Below are 22,887 nucleotides of genomic sequence, written 5' to 3'. Positions count from 1 at the left end.
GCCAATCCGGCTGTCCAACACATAAGTACGGTCTATATGGAGCCTCGGAAAGTAGTTGCGATGAGGCGAACGTCGTCTTACTATGAAGTAGCTTTATGTCCGGATTGTCCGTCGGCTTACAGTCGCCGTTCATGAGCAAAGGAAGTGGAATGATGAAGTACCTATGGCTGCTTTGTGCTTTACTTTTATTAGGAATCTGCCCGTTTTCACAGGCTCAGAAACCGAATGAAGTGACTTTCACTCATTATGGTCACGCGTGTTTCCTGATAACTACGTCGACTCACACTCGCATTCTGACCGACCCGATGAAACTGGAGGGATACCACATCCCTGACAGTGTCACACCCGATCTTATTACCGTCTCGCACCGGCATATAGACCATGACAATGTTGCTGCCGTATCGGGGGAACCAGTCGTACTCTATGGCATCAACGGCCCTATGGACAAGGGACTGGAACACAAATTCATCCCCGTTGACACTCAGATCAAGGATGTGCGGATTTATGATATCGTCTGCAACCATTTCGACCCCGGGAAGAGTTCGATCCTGAATTCCGTTTTTGTGTTTGAATTCGATGGCCTTAGAGTCGCTCATCTCGGCGACCTCGGCTTAAACCTGAGTGAAGAGCAGAAGGCACAGATCGGTGCTATTGATATTCTCATGATTCCCGTAGGAGGACACTACACAATATCGCCGCCCGAAGCCGACAGTGTTATCGCCCAGCTTAGACCTAAGATGATCGTTCTGCCAATGCATTTCAAGACGGATGCTGCTCCCTTCCTGGATTATACGGCGGCGGACTATCTGAAAGACAAGCGCAACGTAAGGAGGATTGCCGCTGACTCCTTCACCCTCGACCTTCGCAATCCGCCGCAAGAGATGCAATTCATTGTCTTGAATTCCTCTGAAGAATAACAGCAACTGGCGAGACTTGGGGAATGTTGTAATGACATCAATGCTATTCATCAGGAGCGGTGCCCATAGATCTCACCACATGGTGGGTCTCTTTTTTGCTGTTGCGGTGAATTATCCATGTGGCCAGGCTGTTCAGGGAAACACAAATTACGTCGGAGGTATAGGGATATGATAAGCGCTCGGAGACTTGCTCTCATCTATTCAGTCGTATTTGGAGGGCTCCTGCTTCCATCAGGCCTTTGTCACGCTCAGACCGGGAATAAAAGACATTTTGTTTGTGACTACCTCGGCCAGCCTCCTCCAGATGACGAACCAGTCATCTTTGCGCCCGGAATCGTCTCTACGAAAACCGATCAGTATCGGCTGGTCGTCTCCCCCACGGGGCAGGACATATTCTATTGTGAAGGACCGCATCTCTATCACATTGAGAGAAAAGCCGACGGCTCCAGTTGGCATAAGCCGGTCATCGCTCCCTTCTCGAAGGACATCGACGGTGAAGCCTGCTTCTCTGCAGATGGAGCAAAACTCTATTTTTGTTCACGGCGACCCTTTCCCGGAGCTAAAGTCGCTATGAATCTTTGGGTTTCAGAAGAAGTTAACGGCAAATGGGGAAAGGCAACTCATTTTGAAGGGCCGGTCAATGATCAGACTATTCACACGCCATCAGTGGCAGCCAGCGGCAATCTGTATGCCAGTGGATTGATTCGACTCAAACTTGTCGCCGGAAAGTATCAGGCAGCGGAAAAACTCTCTCCGAACATCAGGGGCACCCATCCCTTTGTCGCACCCGATGAAAGCTACATTATATACGGAGCCAGAAAAGCGGAGAGTTACGGACACGAACTGCGCATCACGTTCCGGAATCCTGATGATACCTGGACTCCGGGCAGGAGTCTCAATGATAAGATCAATTCATCAGGCAGCGAGGGCAATGCCACTGTGACGCCTGACGGTTTATATATGTTCTTCACAAGGGAACACGATATCTACTGGGTGAAGGCGGACTTCATAGATGAACTCAGAGCAGAAGCCATTGACTGAATCGCCGCTACCCCCGGATCCCGTGCGCGACAGACGTCCCGAGGTCGTCTCAGGGATTGGACTGGTCGCCGACAGTTGGGTGCCCCATTCGCTTCTGGTGCCGTCAGATTCACCAGCGTTGCCCCGCCTATCGCCCTCGGTTATACCATCGCTTGAACTATGATAACTATGTTATCCGGCGGGACTGAACGCAAGGAAGAAACCGCAACTTCCGTAGCGGCTTTCTTGGACTCAAAGCGGCCCCAATATCACTCTTCCCAAACCATATTGGTTCTCGAGTTTCTGATCCACAGAAGCCATTTCGGCACCAGTGGAATACGTCGGTGAATCGTCGCTTGTGCACCCAAGACACAATCCCGGGTGAATGGCTCTGACATCCGATGTCTCACTCTATGGGACCCTCCGACACAGAAGTTCTCCCTTTCCAATTGGCACTACCACACTATCAACTCGCTCATCCGCATTCGCCTTGCTTACGACCGCTCCCAATGTTTCGGCGTGGCTGATCACATTATCCGCAACCAGTAATCCTCCCGGAACAAGACGAGGAACGACGATATCATACAGACGCTGGTAGTCTTCTTTCTCCGAATCTAGGAAGCAGAAGGCGATATTATCGTGATCTTTTAAAAGTTGGAGCGCATCGCCGTGGTAAAGGTTGATTTTATCTGTAACCTCAGCCAATCGAAAAGTCTCACGGGCAAGCTGAACTTTATCATTCTGGATCTCAAATGTCGTCACCTTTCTTCCTGATTCCTTACAAGCCAACACTAACCACAGGGTAGAGTAGCCGGCGCTGGTTCCTATTTCGATGATATCCCCATCGGTAGCGCCGGCCGCCAGGATGGCAAGAAATCGACCGGTTTCGTCGGGGATCTGTCTAAGTCGCTGACCACGCGGAGTGCCATCCTGCCGATCCCGTGAGTTTTCCATTTCGAGCCACCGCATGCGATCACGCATGACAGGTTTTATATTATGAAACATCTACATCCTCCGACAGATAAACACGGTTACTTTGGCACACTGCACAGCACCAGTACCCCACCAGAATGGAGGGTTTCTATTTGCTTTAATATCCCGCGGCTGGGGCCGCGCTCCATCGATGGAACATACTAGCTGCGTCAAAAGCAGGCAAGCAAGAAGTCCCGGTGTAAACCGGGGTTCTAAAAAACAAAGCGGCGTGGAACTCACTCCCCCCAAACCCCCGTGGAATTCGTCCGAAGGTCTGGACTAAAGTCTGAAGAAATTACCACCCAGCTACTTGTCAGGAAGATCTTCGTGCAAATACACAATCACCACGGAAGCCCGCAAAGGTCGATCTTACCCTCAGGCCAAGGCCGGGTGGCCAAGCGCTCGCGCTGGGTTGCCAGTAGCTTCCCACAATCCCCGCAATTGCTTCCGATTTCCAGAGACTCGCCGAAAAGGGTTGCTCCTGGAAACCCGGGGCAAGCCCACAGGCTGCCCGCCACTCCAATCAACGCAAGTCGCTAGAATATAATTAGATGCGGACAAGGAAAAACACACGCGGCATCTTAATGGGAACGGCGCAACATATTACATAAGCTCACCGTATGAAGTGGATATGCGACGTTTTGTAATGAGGCTTGAGGAGGTGTAATTATGCGCGTTCCCCACACATGCAAGCGTATTCTGGCTCTCGTTGTACTTATCTTGATAACAGCAACCCCATCCTTTGGGCTGAACAACAGTTATGAGGAATTCTCGGCACGTGTTGATAGCATCTTTACTGCTGAGACAGCAGCCGATGCGCCGGGTGCCGCGGCTGCTGTTATCGAACACGGTAATGTGATTTACTGTCGATGTTTCGGATTGGCCAATCTCGAACACAAGGTGTCTATAACCAACGAGACCGTCTTCAATCTGGCCTCTGTTACTAAACAGTTCACGTCCCTGGCAGTGTTGCTCCTGGAGCAGGAGGGGAAGCTGCACCTTGACGACGATATTCACAAATACTTCCCTGAGCTCCCTGAATATGATGCTACTGTAACTCTCCGTAATCTCTTGAATCACACCAGCGGTCTCTGGGAATACAGCAAGATGTTCCGGTATTATGGAGGCCATAAACCCGCTGATTACACCTCCATTGAAGAAGTCCTTGCTCTGCTGAAAGGCCAGGATCAGTTGCTGTTTGCTCCCGGCAGTCAGTGGGTATACTGCAACACCAACTACGCCCTTCTGGGAGAATTGGTAGCGCGGGTGACCGGGGAATCCCTGGCGTCGTGGACGGCAGATCACATTTTCAAACCTCTTGGAATGGAACACACTTTGTTTCAGGACGACTGTTTTCGGGTTATTCCCAACGGAGCCGACTGCTACTACAAAACCGACGGCATTTACTACGAAGATCCTAGAAACAGCGATGTTGTCGGCCCCAGCTATCTCTATTCCACGATTGACGACATGACCTTATGGCTTGACAATTTTCGGCAACGTACCGTGGGAGGAGACAGCCTGATCGAAAGAATGTGCCGGAAAAGTACGCTGACTGATGGCAGTGAGAGTTCCTATGGCTATGGCCTGGGTATTCTCGAACGCAACGACAGACAGATCATATCTCACTCCGGCCAAACCGGCAGTTTCAACACTATGGTAATATACGTGCCGGAGGACGAACTCGGCATGGCCATACTGGCCAACAACCGCGGCATTAGAGCGGAACGACTGGCTTATCGGATTCTGGACCTTTTCTATGGCAAGGAAGAAAAGCAACAAGAGGCGGTGCAGGCCGCCGAACCAGAACCGTTTATTAGTCTTGATTCGGCCAATATGGAAGGTCTCGAAGGCGCTTACCTTATTGATGGGAATATGGGAAAGCTCTTGTTGAGTCGTCTGGGGCGCGGCTTTTATGGTATCTTCGATGGCTATGCCTCAGATTTCTTTCGCCCTATTTCCGACTCACAGTTCGTGAATAATCTCCGCAACGTGAGTATTAGTATACATCGTGATGGTGGCAGGAAAGCTGCGCGTCTAATGCTCGATCTCAAAAAATCAGGGAATATCATGTGGGCGTCCCGCATCGATGCACCGATGGTGACCTCGGAGCAGCTGGCAGCCGACTATGCCGGCACGTATTATTCCGACGCCCTCGGTATAGCCTACAACGTAATTGTTGATGACGACAAACTTGTGATTCGGCATCATCGATACAGCGACCGACCATTGCAGCTGACAGACAAGGATGAATTTGTAGGCGACATCGGGATAGTCCGCTTTTCAAGGAATGAGCAGGGTCTGGTTGTCACCTTTGGCATTTCGGATGAAGACACGAATTTCAGGCCGCTGATCTTCAAGCGGATGTAGTTGCGGGGTGATTCATCTTCGGGCAATAAAGATGAGTTAACGGACACGGTCCTGATGTAATCAATGTGTCTGTCTTTCACCCACCAATAAACCCCGATAGAAACCGGGGCTTTCAAAGTCTATGGCGGGCTCTGCGAGACGAGTTTCGGCCGGGTGGCCCACAGCGCGCCCTGGGGTCCCCTTGATCAGTATCTGTCCCCAAATATCATAACTGGACTATTTGACACAAAATGATCCCGCCATCGCGCGGGGTCAACGAGCAGGTACGCAGAAAGCGGCCTCGACCTCACTCCCCCCCACTCTTGCAGAGTTCGAATGTCGGGCCAAGATGCGCTACTCCATGAAAGATGACACGTGCGGGAAGACAATTGGACAACTGGAACCAGGACCGGTCCTCTATAAGTGTGAGAAACCGGCCCACCCCTTGATCGCGCCGTCCGGCCGTTCACTGCTCGTTGAACCATATCTCGTTAGGTCCGCCCAGGAAAGCAGCGATAAACACATCGAGATCGCCGTCACCGTCTAGATCACCCAGGCAACAGTATGTATTCTTCCATTCGCCGGGCAGTCTGATACCTGAATCGAATAAACCGCCTTTCCCGTCGTTAAGCCATACCGCGCTGGGAAGACCGAGGTTGTTAAGAAACACATCCGGGTGACCATCACCGTTAAGATCCCCCGTCGCCAGTCTGGCATTGCGGGTTAGCGGAAGTCTGACATCGGACTCCTTGAATCGTCCGGTCCCGTCATTGTACCACAAACTCGAACAGCGGTGTTCCGACTGATCCATAAATGCCACTACGGCGTCAAGGTCACCGTCTTCATCCATATCGCCAAAACCGACCCCACCGCGATTCAGGCCGCTGTCGCTTTTGGACCAGTGTTCGATCAAATGGCCGGTGCCGTCGTTCAGGAGCGTCTTGAAGCCGACGCCTGCCTCCCGATCGAGAATATCAACGTCACCGTCACCGTCGAGATCAGCCCAGTTAGCGCCGGTTGGAAAGGTCATCTCCGACCGGGTGAACCTTCCCTGCCCATTGTTCAGATAAATACCATTGTCTTCCTGATAGTATACAATCATGGCATCAAGGTCGCCATCAATGTCAATATCGAAAAGCTGAACGTTATTGCCGCTCAGCAGTGAGTCTCCAAGGTCCTGTGGGGAGACAGTGAAGTTGGCCCTACCGTCGTTGAGATATATCCTGCTGGGACGATCATATTCGATATTGTTCACTCCGTATCCGGCACAGGTAATAAAGATGTCCAGATCTCCGTCATCATCAAGGTCACCCAGATCGACTCCATGCCCCTGCCGGGTCAGCAGTTGATCCGTGGCCGTGAAATATCCGTGACCGTCGTTGAGATAAACACGCGAGTCGTTGAAACCCATGTTCGAAAAGACCGCATCCAGATCGCCGTCACCATCAAGATCACCCAGCGCGATGTCGTTGGTGGCAGCATGTTCAAATATCTGCTCACTCTTGCGCAACACGGGGACGGGGGCCGCCACCTCAAGGTGGTCCGGACCTATCATGGCCTCCCTGATATCTTCAATCAACGCCGTACTGAGCCAGTAGTAGCTCGTGCCCTGCTGGTAGAAAATGAACTTGTCATCGGCTGTAATAAACGGTTGCCAGGCGCGTCCCGGGCTGATGGTTCCGCCGAGAGATACAGCATTTGTCCAACTTCCGTCATCTTTCTTGAAAGTGACAAACAACGGCAAGTGACGCTGGTATCTGTTGGGACGGTCCGAAGCAAAGACGATGTAACTCTCATCCGATGGTACCACTGGAGTCAACTCGTAGTACTCGCTGTTGATTGCGGGACCGAGATTCCGGGGCGTAGTATAGACGCCATTGACGAACTCTGATAGATAGATGTCGCCCGCACCGTAGGTATCTTCGTACTCACTGCCTATGAAATAGAGATTGCCGGAAGGCGCAATCATAGGACTGAGCTCGTTCTTGTCAGTATTGACCGGTGGCCCCAGGGGGATTGGGCTTCCCCAGCCTTCGTCGGTCCTCTCCACAAACCAGATATCGGTGTCTTCATTGCGCCCATCCGTTTCTACGAGCGGTCGATGAGTGTGGTAATAGATGCGGTTTCCATCGGCGGAAAAGCACGGGCTACCATCGGCATAGTCAAGCGCCGGGTCGGTGAAGGGCGCGATCATTGGCTTGTGCCACATACCGTTTACCTGTCGGGAGTACCACATGGCTTGAATCGGCATCGCCTGGTGGCACCAGAGCATTTCGCTGCCGTCCGGAGAAAAGGCTATTTGTCCGTGGGGAGCGAATGGGGTTCTCAACTCATCTCCCACAAACTCGACAGGCGTTTTTCCTGGTGCAGGTCTTCCCAGATAATCACCCTTGAACCATTCTTGTTCCAAATTATCAGTTGATGCCCCTCGTCCTTTCAGGATATCCACCACCTCGTCATGCCCCCAGAGCGTGGCATAAAACAGCGGTGACCTTCCGAGGGAATCTTTGGCGTCAACTTCAACGCCCCGCTCCAGAAGCATTTGTACATGCTCCGCTAATCCACGGGCGGCCGAGTAATGAAGCATGCTCAGTCCCAGCGCGTCTTTTTCTTCAAAATCAGTTACTTTGTGGATAAACATGAGACCGAACTCCCGATCCCTGAAAGCCGACGCGAAATACGGCAAAGAGACGCCCATCTCCGTCTGGATGTTGGCCTCTGCCCCTTTGTCCAGAAGGAATCTCGTCAACTCGGCATCGGCGTTCCATACCGCCTGGTAAAGAGGGGAGCGACCACCGCTCGGGCTGGCGTTGACATTAGCCCCCATGTTGACCAGCAGCCTGACGATCTCGCCATGGTTGCCTGCAGCGGCGCTCAGAAGAGGAGTATATCCGCCGGCATTGACCACGTCACATTCCGCCCCCCCATCAAGCAGTACGCGAACAATCTCCGGATGGCCGTAGTAAGCAGCACCGTGAAGGGGTGTACTGCCACTTCCCGAAGCAGAGTTGACATCCGCGCCTTGAGATATGAGATACTCTACGACGTTCAGGTGGTTGTTGTAGGCGGCCTTATGAAGAGGACTGTATCCTTGATCATCGGTCGCGGTCACCAACTGTGGATTCTCCTGTACCAGTTTCTTCACGACTTCGAAATCCCCCTGTTCGGCGGCTGTGAATATGTCGACATCTGAGGCCTGAACCTCTATTGACAGCACAAGAAGACAAACAAGCCAGATGTAGTTCTTGAAACTAACCATGCGTAACTCCTGAAACATGTTAAACAACGGGTCCGATACAGTTTACCATAATCTGACGTTGATTAACCTGGATTGTTGCCTTTTTGTGGCTGCGTGCGTGAATCAGCCGCCGGCTTCGGCCTCCGTCAATGAATCTTTCTCGACCGGCGTAACGGATGGTATTTCGGCGGTATCGTCCGCTACAGCGCCGTCGCTTATGCCAATCCGAGGGGGATCGATCTGTCCGGCAACACATTGACTATGCCATTCGTAACCGGGTGGAGCTTCCACGAAACACTGAGGCAGTTGCTCAGGAAACTCAACTACCAAGGCAGGTGGAGACAATACGTGATTCGCCACCCAAGGTTTCTTCTCTTAGGTCACGATCGTTGTGGCCCCGACAATGTCACCGGGAGCGGCCCCAGCCTCTTCACTGAGATTGCCAGGCGTGCGTAAACGTTGGCAGTTTTATCAGCAGACTCTCGTGAACTCTGAGTTATCAGTCCGGCCAGGCATGCCACGGTCGGCACAACGCGATGTAAAAGTAAATCGCACGCCCTCATAGAGTATTAGGGGCGATAAAATGCCGGAGCAGGCGAAATCGTAAAAACTCACAAGGGCATTTCGTGGACAAGACGAGTAATACGCCGAGTCCAGTTTATTTGAGGGCATACACTTGACTGATATCAGGACACCGGACAGCACCGGACACTTATTTCTTCTTCTTCTCGTCCTTCACTTTTCGTTTTTCCTTTGGACTACGCTTTGCCTTTTTCTGTTTTTCCCTTTTACCTTTATCTTTACTTCCTTTGTCACCCATGGCTGTCTCTCCGTGTTTAAAATTGATCTACGCAGGTCATGGCGGGTCTCTTTTTGTCTTGATATCTGACCGAAGCCGCACTCCGATGATAGAATATAACAGCGGTGTTTGGGTGGGCAAGAAAAAACCCCAGCGATCACCGGGGCCAATATCTATGGCGGCCTCGGGCTCACTCGCCCCGGACTTTGGTGAAGCTCGACCTTGCGCTCAATCCAGCCCATGCGAAAGTAGACGGAAAGCGCAGGAAGGTAGTCAATTAAGCCTGTAGTGGCGGCAAAAGTCAGCCGGGCTCCGCGAGAAAAGAAACGGCAGGCTGGCTAGCCTTCCATTTCTCTTCTCCTGATTATTCGGCCATTACTTCAGCAGAGGCATCTTCTTGGTCTCAGCAAGGTCGCCTGCATGGAGGCGACAAGAGTTGATACCGGTTGTGGCGTTAGCCCCGTTCCATTCCGCCGACTACTCACCCGCCTCTGTTGACCGGCCGATCAGCGTGATCACTTTCTGGCCCGGAATGCTACATATTCCCAGCTTTACCGGCCGTCTACAACCCGGTTCAGCGTCCGGTATACTAGCCGATCCACATTCCCAGAGCCCAGATGGACTATTCATCCTTCTTGTCTTTATCAGATACCTGTTCGTCCGACTCGTCCTGGGCGTCGGAGGCAAAGGAGAAATGCATCTGTACTATAAGCCATGTGCCATCTCGTTTTTCAAGAACGCCGGTCCAGCGGGTGTTTAACCACCGATACGGCCTTCCGGCCCACTCCCCCGTATCATCGAGGATACAGGAATACCAGGCCGCGTCGCCTGATTGCGACAAGTTGATCCTCAAATCTCTAATGTCAGTCCCGGTTGCTTTCAGCTCATCCTTGAGAAAGACATCATCAATCATTCGTTGGAACGCATCATAACCTATTATTGTAGATGCAGAATCAGGATGAAAAATGACAAAACTGGAATCTTTGGCCACGGCGTTATAGAGCCTGTCAATGTTCTTCTCAGGGTAGGGCCACATTATACAGTCATTGATGGCCTTTTCAACTTTGGCCTTTTCTTCTGAAAACCTGGTACTTTCCGACATTACAAACGTACCTTCCACCAGCATTAAAGCAAATATGGCCAATGCCGCCTTCTTGACCGCCATAGACGTAACCTCCTCTCTTCGCCGCATAGTCGGCTTTTATATTCTCACTGTTTTCAAAAGCGGTAACCACACGGCCTGATCATTCTCAGGATATTCACATTAGAGGACGAACAATATCGCGCCTGTGTTCGGTAGTAAACAGCTCCGGCGACGGCTCTCGGGAATGATAACAGGCCCTGGTCGGGTCGGAAGGGCTCCGCTTTCGACAACCTGATGGCCTTTGTTAAGTGCGGCCGCCAGATCACAGCCGAGATCAAGGAGGGTAAATACATTTTTTACCACTGCACAGGCATCCGCGGCGGCCCCGGCCTCACTCTCCGCAAACCATACCGGTTCTCGAGTTTCTGATCCGCCGGAGCCATCTCGGCGCCAGTGGAATACGTCGGTGCATTGTCGATTGTGCACCGAAGACACAATCCCGGGAGAATACCTCTGACATCTGACGTGTCACTCTATGGAACCCTCCGACACAGGAGTTCTCCCTTCCCAATTGGCACTACTAGGCTGTCTACGCGCACGTCTGCCTCAACACCACTAACAAATGACTGGAGATGTTCCGCGTGGCTGATAACGTTGTCCGCAACCAGAAGTCCTCCAGTAATAAGACGAGGAACGACGATGTCGTAAAAGTCCTGATACTCCTGCTTTTCTGCATCGAGGAAACAGAATGCAATGCCGTCTCTCTGTTTCAAAAACTCCTTCGCATCGCCGTGGACGAGATTCACACGATCTGTAACGCCAGCCAGCCGAAATGTCTCACGTGCAATGTCAACCTTATCACTGGCAATCTCAAATGTCGTCACCTGCCGGTCGGATTCGATGCAGGCCACCACCAGCCACAGGGTTGAGTAGCCGCCGCTCGTGCCAATCTCGACGATATCGCCGTCGGGTGCGCCGGCTGCCAGTACGGCAAGAAAACGACCGGTGTCGCGGGGGATCTGCCGAAGTCGTTGACTACGCTGACTGCCATCAATCCGATCCTTTGAGTCCTGTGTTTCGAGCCACTGCATTCGTGCCCGTATGTCTGGTTTTATCTCATGAAACATAGACATCCTCCGTATGATATTCACGGTTACTTGGGTATGATGCACGGCAACCCGGTTTCACCATCCGACCCGTTTCTATTCTCGGTAGAAAAGTACGCCCAGGGCACATGGTTGTCAGCAAGAAGCCCGCGGCTTACACCGGGGTTTTTTTTAGCCAATGGCGGCTCCGATTTCACTCTGCCCGGGACTTTGCAGGGTTCCAGTCTCCTCTCCGGCCATACTAAGCGGCAATCAGTGGCACTCGATGGGCAGTCAATGGCTCAGTGGCCAATCGCCCGTCAACTCGCAGCCCTGACTTTAGGGAGGTGATGGAGGACTACAGTGGATATGAACTGGGAAAAGCAGGGAGTATATCATATGAAGTTAGAGGAATGAAAAAGATTCTACGATTGTGATCGTCTTCATAGAGCGTTCGACGGAAAAACCTTTACGAAGCACTTCGAAGTATGTTATAGTGGTCGAAGAATTGTCTCACGGGATGCGCAATACCGCATTGGCGAGGGACAAACCGGTTCCGTAAGAGGGAGGATGGCATGCCGAATCAGCACGACTCATTTCAAGGCAATATCAAGCTCGTAATCACGCTTCTGGCAGGTCTCGGCATCTTGGTGTCAGGGTGCGCACCACGACCGTCAGCTGTGCAAGAAGGTCAAACCGAGATCAGGGGTATTGAGATCCACTACCGAATGATGGGTTCCGGCAAAGCGACATTCGTCCTGTCGGGCGGACCGGGTGATGCTCTTGAAACCATGCTCCCGTTTGAGGCGCTGTCGGACGAATACAGGTTGATTCTCTACGATCAGCGAGCGGCCGGAAGATCGACTGGCGATGCCGATACGGCTACACATACCATGGACAATTTCGTTGAGGACCTGGAGTCCCTGCGACTCAAGTTGGCCCCGGAGAAGATCAACATCATCGGAGGGTCATGGGGTTGTATGGTGGCTATGCATTACGCTTTCAAATATCCCGAGAACGTCAGCGCGCTGGTCCTGACCTCCACCATGGGCGTCAGTGCTGACTACTTGCCTGTTTACCGGGCCAACATCGCTGCTAACCGGACGGCGGAAGACTCCCTGGCCATCAATGAAATAACCGGATCGGAAGACATTACCAGGCGGCGGCCCGAAGCCGTGGAGAAGTTCTGGCGGCTTTACTTCAGAGCCTACTGCTACGACCCGGGTTACGCCGATAGCATCAATCTCTGGTATCGGGATACTACTTATGAGATCGTCGAAGGTAGATACAACCGGTTGCGGGAGTTCTTTGGAAGCTACGATATTCGGGACAGCCTGAAGCTCATTACCTGTCCTACTCTAATTCTATACGGCGATTATGACCCCACTCCTTTTGAGTACGTTCAACCGATTCATGAGGGTATTGTCGGTTCGAAGTTAGTCAGGTTCGAAAACGCCGGACACTGGCTCTGGGTAGAGGCAGCGGATCGGATACTGCCGGTGATCCGGGACTTCCTGAAGGAATAGGGTGTCACCCGGGGGGGGCAAGACCTGCAAAGGTACCCCGGCCAACGGGTGGGTTTATGTTTTACCTCATGCTCTGCTGCTGAGGCCGCGTTACTATCTTGGAATATGCTATCGGCCGGGTGGCCCAGCGCTCGCGCTGGGTTTCTGGTAGCCTCTCACATTCCCATGAATTGTTTCCGATTTCCAGAGACCCGCCGAAAACCGTTGCTCCTGGAAACCCGGGGCAAGCCCACGGGCCACCCGCCCACTCTCCCCACACTCTTGTGAGATTCCAGCTCCAGATCCGGTTACATTATGCCGGGATTGACGGGATGAAATGGATAGTCACCGGTTACGAATAAGGCTGAAGACCAAAAGGCCATTGCTATCCGGCAGGGTGAAGCTTAACTTGAGGTCTGGCCGTAATAAGAGTGTCCGAGCACGGACACTTTCTACTCGATGATGGAGATACAGTATGACCAGGTTTGTATTGATCTTCTGTCTTGTGTCGGTTCTCCACGCCGTGACAGGAGCTGACCTGATCCACGCCGATCAGAGGTCCGACGCCACGGCGATCTACCTCCTGCTGCGCCTGTTCGACGCGATCGCCGAGAGCAACCCAAACTACGAGGACACGTTGGAGGAGATAGCCGCACTTGATCCTCAGCGACAGAAAGAGCGCCTGGCGGCGCTTACCGAGCGCAATGCACACGAACCGCGAATCACCGCGCTCATCGATAGTCTGCTGGCATCATCCGCCTACAGACTGTATTTTCGCCAGTTCACCAATGTGACACGCGACGTCCATTATCGTGTTTTTACCGCCCTGCCATATCGGGCAGTTCCGAGTCCGGCCGACATCGGGCAAGTCCAGCTCGGACTGTTTCGCCACCGCGACAGTCTCGCTGCTTTGGTCGAGAAGATCTCAATGGTTAGTATTGCTCAGCCTGTCTCGCTTGCTGCCAAGTGGGCACCTCCGGGAGACTTACCAGTACCTACGACATACTACATTCTGGATGGGAATGGTGATGCGTTCGCTAAGGATGGCACAATCTGCTTCGACCTTTACGGCGTCCTATTGAGTAAGCGGCCGGCATCGGGCCGCTATGATCATCTCGCCGGTATTCCCACGACGGAAATAGAGGCGGTGCTGGCCCACGAATTCCAGCATGTCTTTGCGCAGCCACATCTCTACCCGCCGACGCGCAAGTTTGACAATTGGCAGGATCTCTGGGAGGATGTCATCATAAGGCGAATAGTCTCCGAAGGCGTGGCCTTACAGTGTAACCCTCCATCCGGTTTCAAAAGGTCGATGTATGAGGATTCAGTCGTTATCGGCTTCTGGCTACGCGAATTGGAGCGCGTCATTGCACATATTCGCCGAAACGAAACCACCGCGGATTCTGTGCGCGCCTGGCTCGATCGGAGCTATCAGGAATCTGCGCGGCAACTCCTTGCTGACTATCTGGAACGCACATATCCCGAAGGTGATCAACAGATGTTGTTGCAGGAACACATTGTCGATCGCCCGAGTGGCATCTATACACTGGGCTGGTGGATGATAAGTCACATCGTAGACGCTACGGGCGGCCACGACTCGGCCGTGCAATTGCTGATCACTCCGCACGACGTGTTTCGTTCTTATAATGCAACCGTCTCTGACTCCCTGTTGAAGATCGCGCTTTGAACCGGGGTAGTCGGAGAAGTGGCTGCCACCGGTATTCACCTTGGCCGCACTGTGCAGCTGAAACGTCGGGTGGCCCAGCGCTCGCGCTGGGTTTCTAGTAGCCTTTCGCAATCCCCAGAATTGTTGCCGATTTCCAGACACTCGCTGAAAAGGGTTGCTCCTGGAAACCCGGGGCAAGCCCACGGGCCACCCGCCCAATATCACTCTCCCCATACTTCTGTGAGTTTCGACTTTGCGGTCAGAACAGCTTATGCAAAGGTCAGTGGAAGCCGTTGGAAGACAATCGAATAATATTTTGAAATCACGACCGACAGAGATCACCCTGTGGGTCCTGCTGGTTGCGCCAATGACGGGACAGGTGGGAGGATGCCTTCCGCTGGTGCAGGTACGCTGTCTGCGTAGCCTTGAGTCGCTGCGAGCCCGATTCGACCGCTGTGACCCTCCGGAAAGATCAATGCTCGTGGGGGCAAAGGTCATAGCAGGCAACTCCAAAGTAAAAACTTGACAAAAAGGGCCTTCTATGACCAGCTTGGGTTAATACAGGTCTTGAAAGGACTTGGTCGGAGCAATCGATTTCTCAAACCTGAGTTATCTCTTGTCATCGCAGGCGCGTGAAAGCAGGTCCTCTGTGAGACACCGAATTCTACAGTGCGGCGTTTTTCTTTCGTGTCTTGTTTCCCTGTGTTTCCTATCAGTTTCCAGTGAGGCGGTTGAACTGACCGGGCGAGTGAACTCCAGCCTGTACGGCTCAGAGCGTTCCGACGACACGCATTGGCGCACCTATGTCGGATTCAATTCTACTGCCACTCTGTGGCATGGAGACCAGACGCGGGCGCTTGGTCTTCACATCAACCTGCGACGGTCCGACGATCTGGCGGCCGGAGAACCAGGCGCATCCCAGACTTACATATATAACTTCTATCTCAGCCTGCGGGGCTATCCGGCCGGCAGCACAATCTACGCCGGGCGCCAGTTTGTTTATAATACCCTCGGCAGTTCCGTGGTGGATGGCCTCCGGGCCAGGCTACGAATCCTCAAATCGGTCAGTATTGATCTCTTCGGCGGCGCCGGGGTTTCGCATGAGACACCGGACAAAATCCAGTCTCTCAGCGGTCACGGCGCGTTCGGAAGCCGCGTTGAATACGCGCGATCTCGGTCGTTTAGACTGGGCTTGAACTGGCTGGCGCGAACGTCGGATGGCTCGGTCAGTCGACACCGGGCAGGTATCGATGCCTGGGGGGAGATTCGACGAACCGAATTCTACACCCGGGTTTCGTATGACCTTCTTGATCGGGACATGGCCGGCGTTCTGGCCCGCGCAACGGCGCGCCCGGATAAGTGGTACCTGTCAGCCGAGGTTCACTGGCGGAAGCCATCGGTCGATGGCAACACCGTATTCAGTTTGATCGATGCCGATGCTTATAAGGGGATACGGGCGGAAGTCACACGCGCGGTGTGGCGTGACGTCCGCGTGCTGGCTCAGGTTCACCGTGAACTGCTTGACGGCGACGACGCCTGGCGGTCGGTATTCGGCCTGAGGACCGCGCATTTCATGATGGCCTGGCACCACCGTGATGGGTATGGAGGTGAAAGTGACGGCTTTCAGGGACAGGTTCATGTGAATATCTTGCGTAATCTCGAGTTATACACGTCGGCCTTTGTCTCGCGCTATCTTATCCAACCAGAAACCCCTGACAGAATTGATGCCTATTCGTCGAGTGCCGGTTTCCTGTGGCGGCCGGGCCGGGCGGTTACGGTCAGGGTCGAGGGCCAATACCTGAGAAACCCAGTGGACAAAAGCGATCAACGCATATTCGTACAACTGGCGAAAGGTTTTAGGGTTGGTCCGGCCAGGTCGGAGGCGTCAAAATGAAAATTGGACGTCTTGGTCTGCCTGCCTGTCTGACCCTGGTGATTCTCGCCGGAACGTCTGTCATGATGGCGGACACGCTCCGGCAGGCGCCGGCAACTGAACTGATTTTTTCGCACCCTTTGCACGTGACGGATCAAGGGATCGATTGTATCACTTGCCACGCCCAGATTCCGTCCAGCGCCTCCTCAGACGATCACGGCTTGCCATCAATGGACGTGTGCGCCGACTGTCACGACGTTGAGAATGACGAGAGTTGCGGCCAGTGCCACCGCGATCCCGATAACCCATCGCCAGCTGCCAGGACTGAGTCGCCGGTGCTGTTCAATCATAAGTTGCATTTGGATCTCACGGCCGACTGCCAGACCTGTCACGTTCTGTCTGCAGTAGACGAAGAAATTCCGCACCAGCCAGGCCGGCCGGGCAAGCCGCTGTGCATGAGTTGCCATGACGGCCTCCATGCCACCGGGGGGTGTCGTCTCTGTCACGCCGACAAGGTAGTCCTTGCGGACATTCACCCGATCGGCTGGCGGCACCAGCACGCCGAACAGGCCACGCTGAAACCAGACTGGTGCCGGGCCTGTCACCAGCAGGAGGTTTACTGTCTGGACTGCCATCGTGGCGACAACCAGACCGGCAATATCCATGATCTGAACTACCGATTCACTCACGGTCTGGACGCCCAGGGTAAAGAGGCCGATTGCGCACGCTGCCATGATCGAAGATCATTCTGCAACGATTGTCACGAGAGCGAGAACCGGATGCCGCTGGCTCACTCGACCATGAACTGGCGAATCGACCACGGTCGCGCGGCGCGAACCGATATCGAAAACTGCGCTTCCTGCCACGACGTCGATGATCCCACCTGTGCCCGCCCCGGATGCCATAGTGACATCGATGGTGTGCGCGGGACCGATCCACGGATCCACTCGGCCGATCCGGCCCGTTTCGACGGCCACGGACCATGGCACGACGACGACGGTTATTTTTGCTTTGCCTGCCATACTAGTACCGAGCGTTCCGGAACGGGCTTCTGTGGCTATTGCCACGGTAATGGAGACTGAAGAAACCAGTGACCAAAATGGGATACATTGTTTACAGAGTCTGCCAGACCATGATGCCGTTCCTGAGTTTCATTCTGCTGACCTGTGGATGCAGCGACCAGCGGGCAGTCAGCCAGTTGCCCGGCGCGCATCCCGCCTCCTGGATGAACTCCCTCTCGCCAGACTTTCACAGTAGGGTGGCGCGGATCAACGGCACGGTAAGTTGTGCCACGTGCCACGGCAATTATTTCCGAGGTGGAAAAGTCGGTGTTTCGTGCGTTGATTGCCACCTGGCCAGCGGTACCTGCATCACCTGCCACGGTGGCCAGGATAACAATACCGGCGCTCCGCCATTCGGCCTCCGCGATGAGACGGACGATACCACTGTCGCCGTGGGAGCCCACACGACGCACCTGTCGGGGACACCGCGTTCGGCGATCGTGGAATGCCGGTCATGTCACCTGGTACCAGGCAATATGCTTGAGCCGTATCATCTGGATCTCGGCAGCGGTACTCTCGATTCGATCGCTGAAATCACGTGGCAAGGATTTGCCGACAGCGGAGGTGCTGTCTGGGACCGGACCGCACGATCCTGTTCCGGCACTTACTGCCACGGAAATTTCAACGGCGGCTACCACAGTAACTCGCCCGAATGGACTGCTCCGGGACAGGCGGAGTGCGGGTCGTGTCACGATGGCGGGGCCAATCCGGCCGACCTAGGGCTCGTCCACCAGATCCACCTCACCCCCAGCGGCCTGGTTTGCGCCGACTGTCACGCTGAGGTAGTGGACTCGTCGTTGACTATCGTGATGCCGTCTCTGCACGTCAACGGTGTCACCAACGTCTCGACACCGGACCAACCGCGCTGCGATGAGTGCCATGGCACAGGCTCGGACGCCTGCACCCACTGCCATGGCGGCGTGCACAACCTGACGGGGGCACCGCCGCAAGGTCTACGCGGAGAGACCTCGGCGGCTACTCTGGCGGTGGGAGCCCATATGACACACGTGGAGGGCGGTTATGTCGCCGACGCTTTCTCGTGCACCGAATGCCACCTGGTCCCGGCCCGCCTGACCAGTCCCGGACACTGGGAAATTGATTCGACCGCCGAAGTCACCTGGGGTGAACTCGCCGACGGCTCCTCGCAGTGGAATCGGGCCACCGGTGTATGCAGCAACACCTACTGCCACGGGAATTTCGCGGGTGGCTATCCAGCCAACGGACCGATATGGACCGCCCCGGCCCAGGCGGCCTGCGGTTCGTGCCATGATGACGGCGCCAATCCGGGTGACCTGTCCGGTCGACACCAAAAACATGTGCGCGAGGAAAATGTGGCCTGCTATGAATGTCACTCGGCGACCGTCGATGCCGGGCTGGCGATAATCGGCAAAACAGTGCATGTCGATGGCCAGATAACGATTGCTTTCGGCACCAGACAGATCAGCTATCAAAACGGCACCTGTTCAGGACCAGGGGCATGCCACGAATCCGAGGACTGGCAGTAAGCAGCATCTTAGATGGGTGTGCTTCTTCCTCAGCTGTTGATGAACACCCCGCTGATTTCACAGAATCTCGCAGCCATCCACAAAATGACCCCATCTTCCGACGGGGTGGATATCAATGCCGTCCCCTGCGAGACGACTTTCGCAACTGGATGTTTGCTCAAAAGTCGGTGGATTCGCCCATGCTTGCTTGTTGGCCCAGGCAAACGAGAGCTTGAACATGATAGACAGAACGCGGACTATTCCAAACATACAATTTATGGCCGGGAATAAGGGCTTAAAAGCGGCCCCAGTATCACTCTCCCCAAACTTTTGTAGTATTCAACTTTAAGATCGTAGTGCGATATTCCACCGCGAGCGGAAGTCGTTGGAAAGTAATCGATTAGGTCTAACGTTTATGGGCCAGAACCCAATGGTGTTTCTCGCCACCGGTCTCCACATCGCGACCGAACTCGATATCAAAGCCGGCTTCAGTGATGAGTGATTGGGTCTTGTCCGGGCCAAAATGACTCCAGAACATTTCCACGCCCATGTATTCGGCGAACTCCTCCCAGGCCCAACTGGCTACCGAGACAAGCATCACGCCCCGTGGTTTCAGGATCGAGTGAAACGATCGAAAGATGCTCGCATGCGCCTCCCTTGGTACATGAATAATAGCATAGGTGGAAATCACGCCGTCGAACGATTCCGGCGGAAGATCGATGGCGGTCATATTCATCTGCTGAAAAGTGGCGTCCGGCACGTTTTCGCGTGCAACCGCTACCATTGTCTCCGAAAAATCGATGCCTACGACATCGAATCCGGCTTGAACCAGGTGCCGAGCTATCGGTATACCTGTTCCAGATCCGGCGTCGAGGACTCTTCCGTTGGCGGGCAGCCGCAAGGTAAACGCCTTCACTTCCTTCCAATTGTCAGCCTTTTCTCTTTCCGCGGTATAGAGATTACCTAGCCGATCGTATCCGGATCTCACTACTTCAAAAGCCTTGTGGTGGGGATGCTTTCTCATACGATCCTAAAGCAATGCGAACGAATTACGGCGACATACACAAAAATAACTCCGCCGGACGGCAGGGTCAATATACATGGCGGCCCCAATATCACTCTCAGAAAACTTTTGTGAGCTTCGAATTCGTCATCCAGTTACACTATGTAATGATCAGCGGAAGTCGTTGGAGGGTAATGCAATAGGAGTAAATGTTGTCTGGTTAGACTCGGCCCAGAACTGTCCTAAAGCGCCGTAAGCGTAGACTATTGGTTACTACAAATACGCTCGAAAGACTCATAGCTGCCGCTGCCCAATTGTCAATGAACTGGTTACTCTGTATATAGTTAGCCGAGCGATCACGGTCCTCTTCTACCCGCACCGGCTTCCCGGACGCGAGACTAAGTCGGGGCAAAAAGTTCGAAACTTATTACGAAGCTCTTCGTACTCATCTACTGACAGCTTTGAACCATGTGGAGAGTTGTGATGGTCCATAAGCAGAATCCGACAGACGCCGAGCTGGAATTGTTGAAAGTGTTGTGGGAATATGGCCCGTGCACGGTCGGCCAAGTACATGCCCTTCTTAAGGACAACCCGCCGCGGGGATATACTACCATCCTCAAACTGATGCAGATCATGGCCGAGAAGGGGCTTGTCAAGCGGGATGAAAGACACAGAGCCCACGTTTACCGGGCAGTCGCATCCAACGCACAGGTTCATCGTAAATACGTGAGGCACCTTCTTGCCAGGGTATTCGACAATTCTACCGGCAAACTTGTCGCCCAGGCCTTGGCCGCGCGTCCGGTCTCGCCTGAGGAACTTGCCGAAATCAGACGTATGCTGGATGAAATGGAGGCGGGGTCAAAATGATCGAGAGTCAATTAATTGATCTGGAGCCGTGTATCCGCACTGTTGCGACTATTCTGATGCATTCACTCTGGCAGGGGATTCTCATCGGGATTCTTGCAGCCGTCGCGCTATCCCTGTTGAGAAGCAGTAACGCAAAGATTCGTTACGCCGTTTCTTGCAGCGCCATGGCAGCCGTTATCGTGGCTGCAGCCGTGACGGCCGTCTCAGTTCGGCCTGACGGGTACGGTCCGGCAAGACACGTTTCCGCAGTGACAGGTGAATTGGCCAGTGGAGAGGGCAGTTCGGACGTTGGCGCGACAATTAACACCCCCGCTCCCACGAACGGTGTATCTTCATCAAACCGCTGGTGGAAACATCCTTCGATCAGTCGGTACATCTTTATGATCTGGATCGCGGGCGTGATGCTGTTTTCCGTCTACCATCTTCTTGGCTGGCGCCGTGCCCGTGGCTTTGTCAGGCGAGGCACCTCCTCGGTACCGCCCGAGTGGCAGGCGCGGTTCGAGAAGTTGTGCGATGAATTCAGGGTCAGACGACTCGTTTCCTTTCTGAGCAGTTCTCTGGTCAAAGTGCCCTGTGTGGTAGGCTGGATGAAACCGGTGATACTGGTTCCTGTAAGTATGTTTGCTTCGCTCGATCCTTCCGAGATTGAGATGATCCTTGTACACGAACTAGCTCACGTTCGACGTTACGACGTCCTCGTCAATATAGTACAGACGGCTGTGGAAACGCTGTTCTTCTTCAATCCGGCTATCTGGTGGCTTTCCCGCCAGATCAGGACCGAGCGGGAGGATTGTTGCGATGACACGGCCATTCTCAGAACAGGCAACCGACTCAGGTATGCCCGCGCATTGGCTAATTTGGAGGAGTTAAGAATGTTTCAGACAAGTTTTGGTACCGCCCTTACCGGCACGCCGCTCAGGCGTCGCATTCGGCGGATAGTCGGCGCGACAAAACCACGCTTCTATTCATCGGTGCTGAGCATTTCCGGTATGCTCGTGGTCATTCCTATCATTGCTGTGTTTCTCGGATCGTTCGGCGGCTCGAACGATTCGGCGGTGCAGGCCAGCGAGAAAATCGAAGCGACGCAAACATTCGATCCGGGACCCGGCGATCTGCGTGGCGAGTGGGAAATCGAGTCAGACCACGATAAACTCTATATTCGTTTCAATCGAGGCCGCGACTCACGGATAGCGTTCAGTTTCGATCGAAATGAGTTCTTCGACAAGATCGGTGACGGCCAACAAACCTTTCAGCTCATCCGCGATGCAGGCACTTTCTTCCTGGACGGAAGGTTGGGACGAAACGGCCGGAATTGTTGGGGAGAGGGCGAATGGTACTTTCAGCCTGACTCCGAATTCGTGCACTTTATGAACCCGTACGGACTTCGTGGCGATGATAAGGAGAAAGTGCTTGCCACTGCCATATTTGATGTTTCCCGGGAGTTCATATCCGGATTGGAGGGTTATAGTCATCTTAGTCTCGACGTGGATAAGCTAATCTCGGCAAGATCACAAGGTATAACTCCGGAGTATATAGAAGAGTTCCGCAAGACCGGGTACACCGACTTGCCCTACGATAGGTTGCTTTCAATGCGGGTCCAGGGCGTCACTCCGGATGACGCGCGAGAATTCGAAAGATTGGGAGTTGGACATCTCACGGCTGACCAGCTAATCTCGGCAAGAATACACGGCATAACCCCCAAATTTGTGGAAGAATTCCGCGACGCCGGCTTCCGCGATCTGTCATACAAGAGCTTTGTCACCTTGCGCGCATTCAATCTAGATGTCGGCGATTTCGAGGATTGTTACCGGCATCGCTTTATGGATGTGTCCGAAGATAATATGGTGTGGGTGTGTGGTTTCGATATCACCCAGAAAGATGTAGAGGAGATGAAAGAACGGGGATATAAGGACATTGACGGCATAATTGAAATGCTGGCAAAAAAAGCTGGCAAATGAGGTTAC

General features: G+C 53.6%; 16 protein-coding genes. 10 read left to right on the top strand and 6 right to left on the bottom strand.

Annotated features, from left to right (window positions below):
• Positions 1-149: 149 nt before the first annotated feature.
• Both VMY05_01025 and VMY05_01020 read left to right on the top strand, forming a co-directional pair.
• A complete protein-coding gene (locus VMY05_01025) occupies positions 150-917 on the top strand; it encodes an MBL fold metallo-hydrolase (protein ID HUV29660.1) in 768 nt (255 codons plus the stop codon).
• 168 nt (positions 918-1,085) lie between these two features.
• Entirely contained in the window at positions 1,086-1,958 is an 873-nt protein-coding gene (locus tag VMY05_01020; protein HUV29659.1) for a hypothetical protein, read from the top strand.
• A 390-nt stretch (positions 1,959-2,348) separates the two neighbouring features.
• On the opposite strand, the gene VMY05_01015 is transcribed toward VMY05_01020, so the two are convergent.
• Positions 2,349-2,942: an O-methyltransferase gene (locus tag VMY05_01015; GenBank protein HUV29658.1), complete on the bottom strand. Its 594-nt coding sequence runs from the start codon at positions 2,940-2,942 to the stop codon at positions 2,349-2,351.
• Positions 2,943-3,578: 636 nt separating this feature from the next.
• On the opposite strand from VMY05_01015, the gene VMY05_01010 reads away from it, so the two are divergent.
• The gene (locus tag VMY05_01010; protein ID HUV29657.1) at positions 3,579-5,279 is read left to right on the top strand and encodes a serine hydrolase domain-containing protein; all 1,701 of its coding nucleotides are present in this window, start codon (positions 3,579-3,581) and stop codon (positions 5,277-5,279) included.
• 445 nt (positions 5,280-5,724) lie between these two features.
• On the opposite strand, the gene VMY05_01005 is transcribed toward VMY05_01010, so the two are convergent.
• The 3 genes from VMY05_01005 to VMY05_00995 all read right to left on the bottom strand — a co-directional run bounded on the left by VMY05_01005 (position 5,725) and on the right by VMY05_00995 (position 11,506).
• Positions 5,725-8,517 carry an ankyrin repeat domain-containing protein gene (locus tag VMY05_01005; protein ID HUV29656.1) on the bottom strand — a complete coding sequence of 931 codons (2,793 nt, stop codon included), beginning with the start codon at positions 8,515-8,517 and terminating at the stop codon, positions 5,725-5,727.
• A gap of 1,400 nt (positions 8,518-9,917) precedes the next feature.
• The gene (locus tag VMY05_01000) at positions 9,918-10,460 is read right to left on the bottom strand and encodes a nuclear transport factor 2 family protein (GenBank protein HUV29655.1); all 543 of its coding nucleotides are present in this window, start codon (positions 10,458-10,460) and stop codon (positions 9,918-9,920) included.
• 452 nt (positions 10,461-10,912) lie between these two features.
• Positions 10,913-11,506: a class I SAM-dependent methyltransferase gene (locus VMY05_00995; GenBank protein HUV29654.1), complete on the bottom strand. Its 594-nt coding sequence runs from the start codon at positions 11,504-11,506 to the stop codon at positions 10,913-10,915.
• A gap of 533 nt (positions 11,507-12,039) precedes the next feature.
• Between VMY05_00995 and VMY05_00990 the strand changes: the two genes are divergently transcribed.
• From VMY05_00990 to VMY05_00980, 3 genes are all read left to right on the top strand, one after another.
• Positions 12,040-12,990: an alpha/beta hydrolase gene (locus VMY05_00990; GenBank protein HUV29653.1), complete on the top strand. Its 951-nt coding sequence runs from the start codon at positions 12,040-12,042 to the stop codon at positions 12,988-12,990.
• Positions 12,991-13,444: 454 nt separating this feature from the next.
• The gene (locus VMY05_00985; GenBank protein HUV29652.1) at positions 13,445-14,656 is read left to right on the top strand and encodes a DUF5700 domain-containing putative Zn-dependent protease; all 1,212 of its coding nucleotides are present in this window, start codon (positions 13,445-13,447) and stop codon (positions 14,654-14,656) included.
• Positions 14,657-15,284: 628 nt separating this feature from the next.
• Entirely contained in the window at positions 15,285-16,529 is a 1,245-nt protein-coding gene (locus VMY05_00980; GenBank protein ID HUV29651.1) for a hypothetical protein, read from the top strand.
• A 206-nt stretch (positions 16,530-16,735) separates the two neighbouring features.
• Here the strand turns inward: VMY05_00980 and VMY05_00975 are convergent, their stop codons facing one another.
• Positions 16,736-16,975: a hypothetical protein gene (locus VMY05_00975; GenBank protein ID HUV29650.1), complete on the bottom strand. Its 240-nt coding sequence runs from the start codon at positions 16,973-16,975 to the stop codon at positions 16,736-16,738.
• Here VMY05_00975 and VMY05_00970 point away from each other — a divergent pair.
• Together VMY05_00970 and VMY05_00965 are read left to right on the top strand one after the other, a co-directional pair.
• Positions 16,964-17,590 carry a hypothetical protein gene (locus VMY05_00970; protein HUV29649.1) on the top strand — a complete coding sequence of 209 codons (627 nt, stop codon included), beginning with the start codon at positions 16,964-16,966 and terminating at the stop codon, positions 17,588-17,590. The genes VMY05_00975 and VMY05_00970 overlap by 12 nt on opposite strands.
• A gap of 17 nt (positions 17,591-17,607) precedes the next feature.
• Positions 17,608-19,074, top strand: a complete 1,467-nt coding sequence (locus tag VMY05_00965) for a CxxxxCH/CxxCH domain-containing protein (protein HUV29648.1) — start codon at positions 17,608-17,610, stop codon at positions 19,072-19,074.
• A gap of 385 nt (positions 19,075-19,459) precedes the next feature.
• On the opposite strand, the gene VMY05_00960 is transcribed toward VMY05_00965, so the two are convergent.
• Entirely contained in the window at positions 19,460-20,077 is a 618-nt protein-coding gene (locus VMY05_00960; GenBank protein HUV29647.1) for a class I SAM-dependent methyltransferase, read from the bottom strand.
• Positions 20,078-20,539: 462 nt separating this feature from the next.
• On the opposite strand from VMY05_00960, the gene VMY05_00955 reads away from it, so the two are divergent.
• Both VMY05_00955 and VMY05_00950 read left to right on the top strand, forming a co-directional pair.
• Positions 20,540-20,923 carry a BlaI/MecI/CopY family transcriptional regulator gene (locus VMY05_00955; GenBank protein ID HUV29646.1) on the top strand — a complete coding sequence of 128 codons (384 nt, stop codon included), beginning with the start codon at positions 20,540-20,542 and terminating at the stop codon, positions 20,921-20,923.
• A complete protein-coding gene (locus VMY05_00950; protein ID HUV29645.1) occupies positions 20,920-22,881 on the top strand; it encodes a M56 family metallopeptidase in 1,962 nt (653 codons plus the stop codon). Before VMY05_00955 ends, VMY05_00950 begins: the two co-directional genes overlap by 4 nt.
• Positions 22,882-22,887: the final 6 nt, after the last annotated feature.

Source organism: Acidobacteriota bacterium (genome assembly GCA_035529075.1).
GTDB lineage: Bacteria > Zixibacteria > MSB-5A5 > GN15 > FEB-12 > DATKXK01.
The sequence above is the reverse complement of the archived record's forward strand: the minus strand, read 5'-3'. Positions and strand labels throughout refer to the sequence as shown.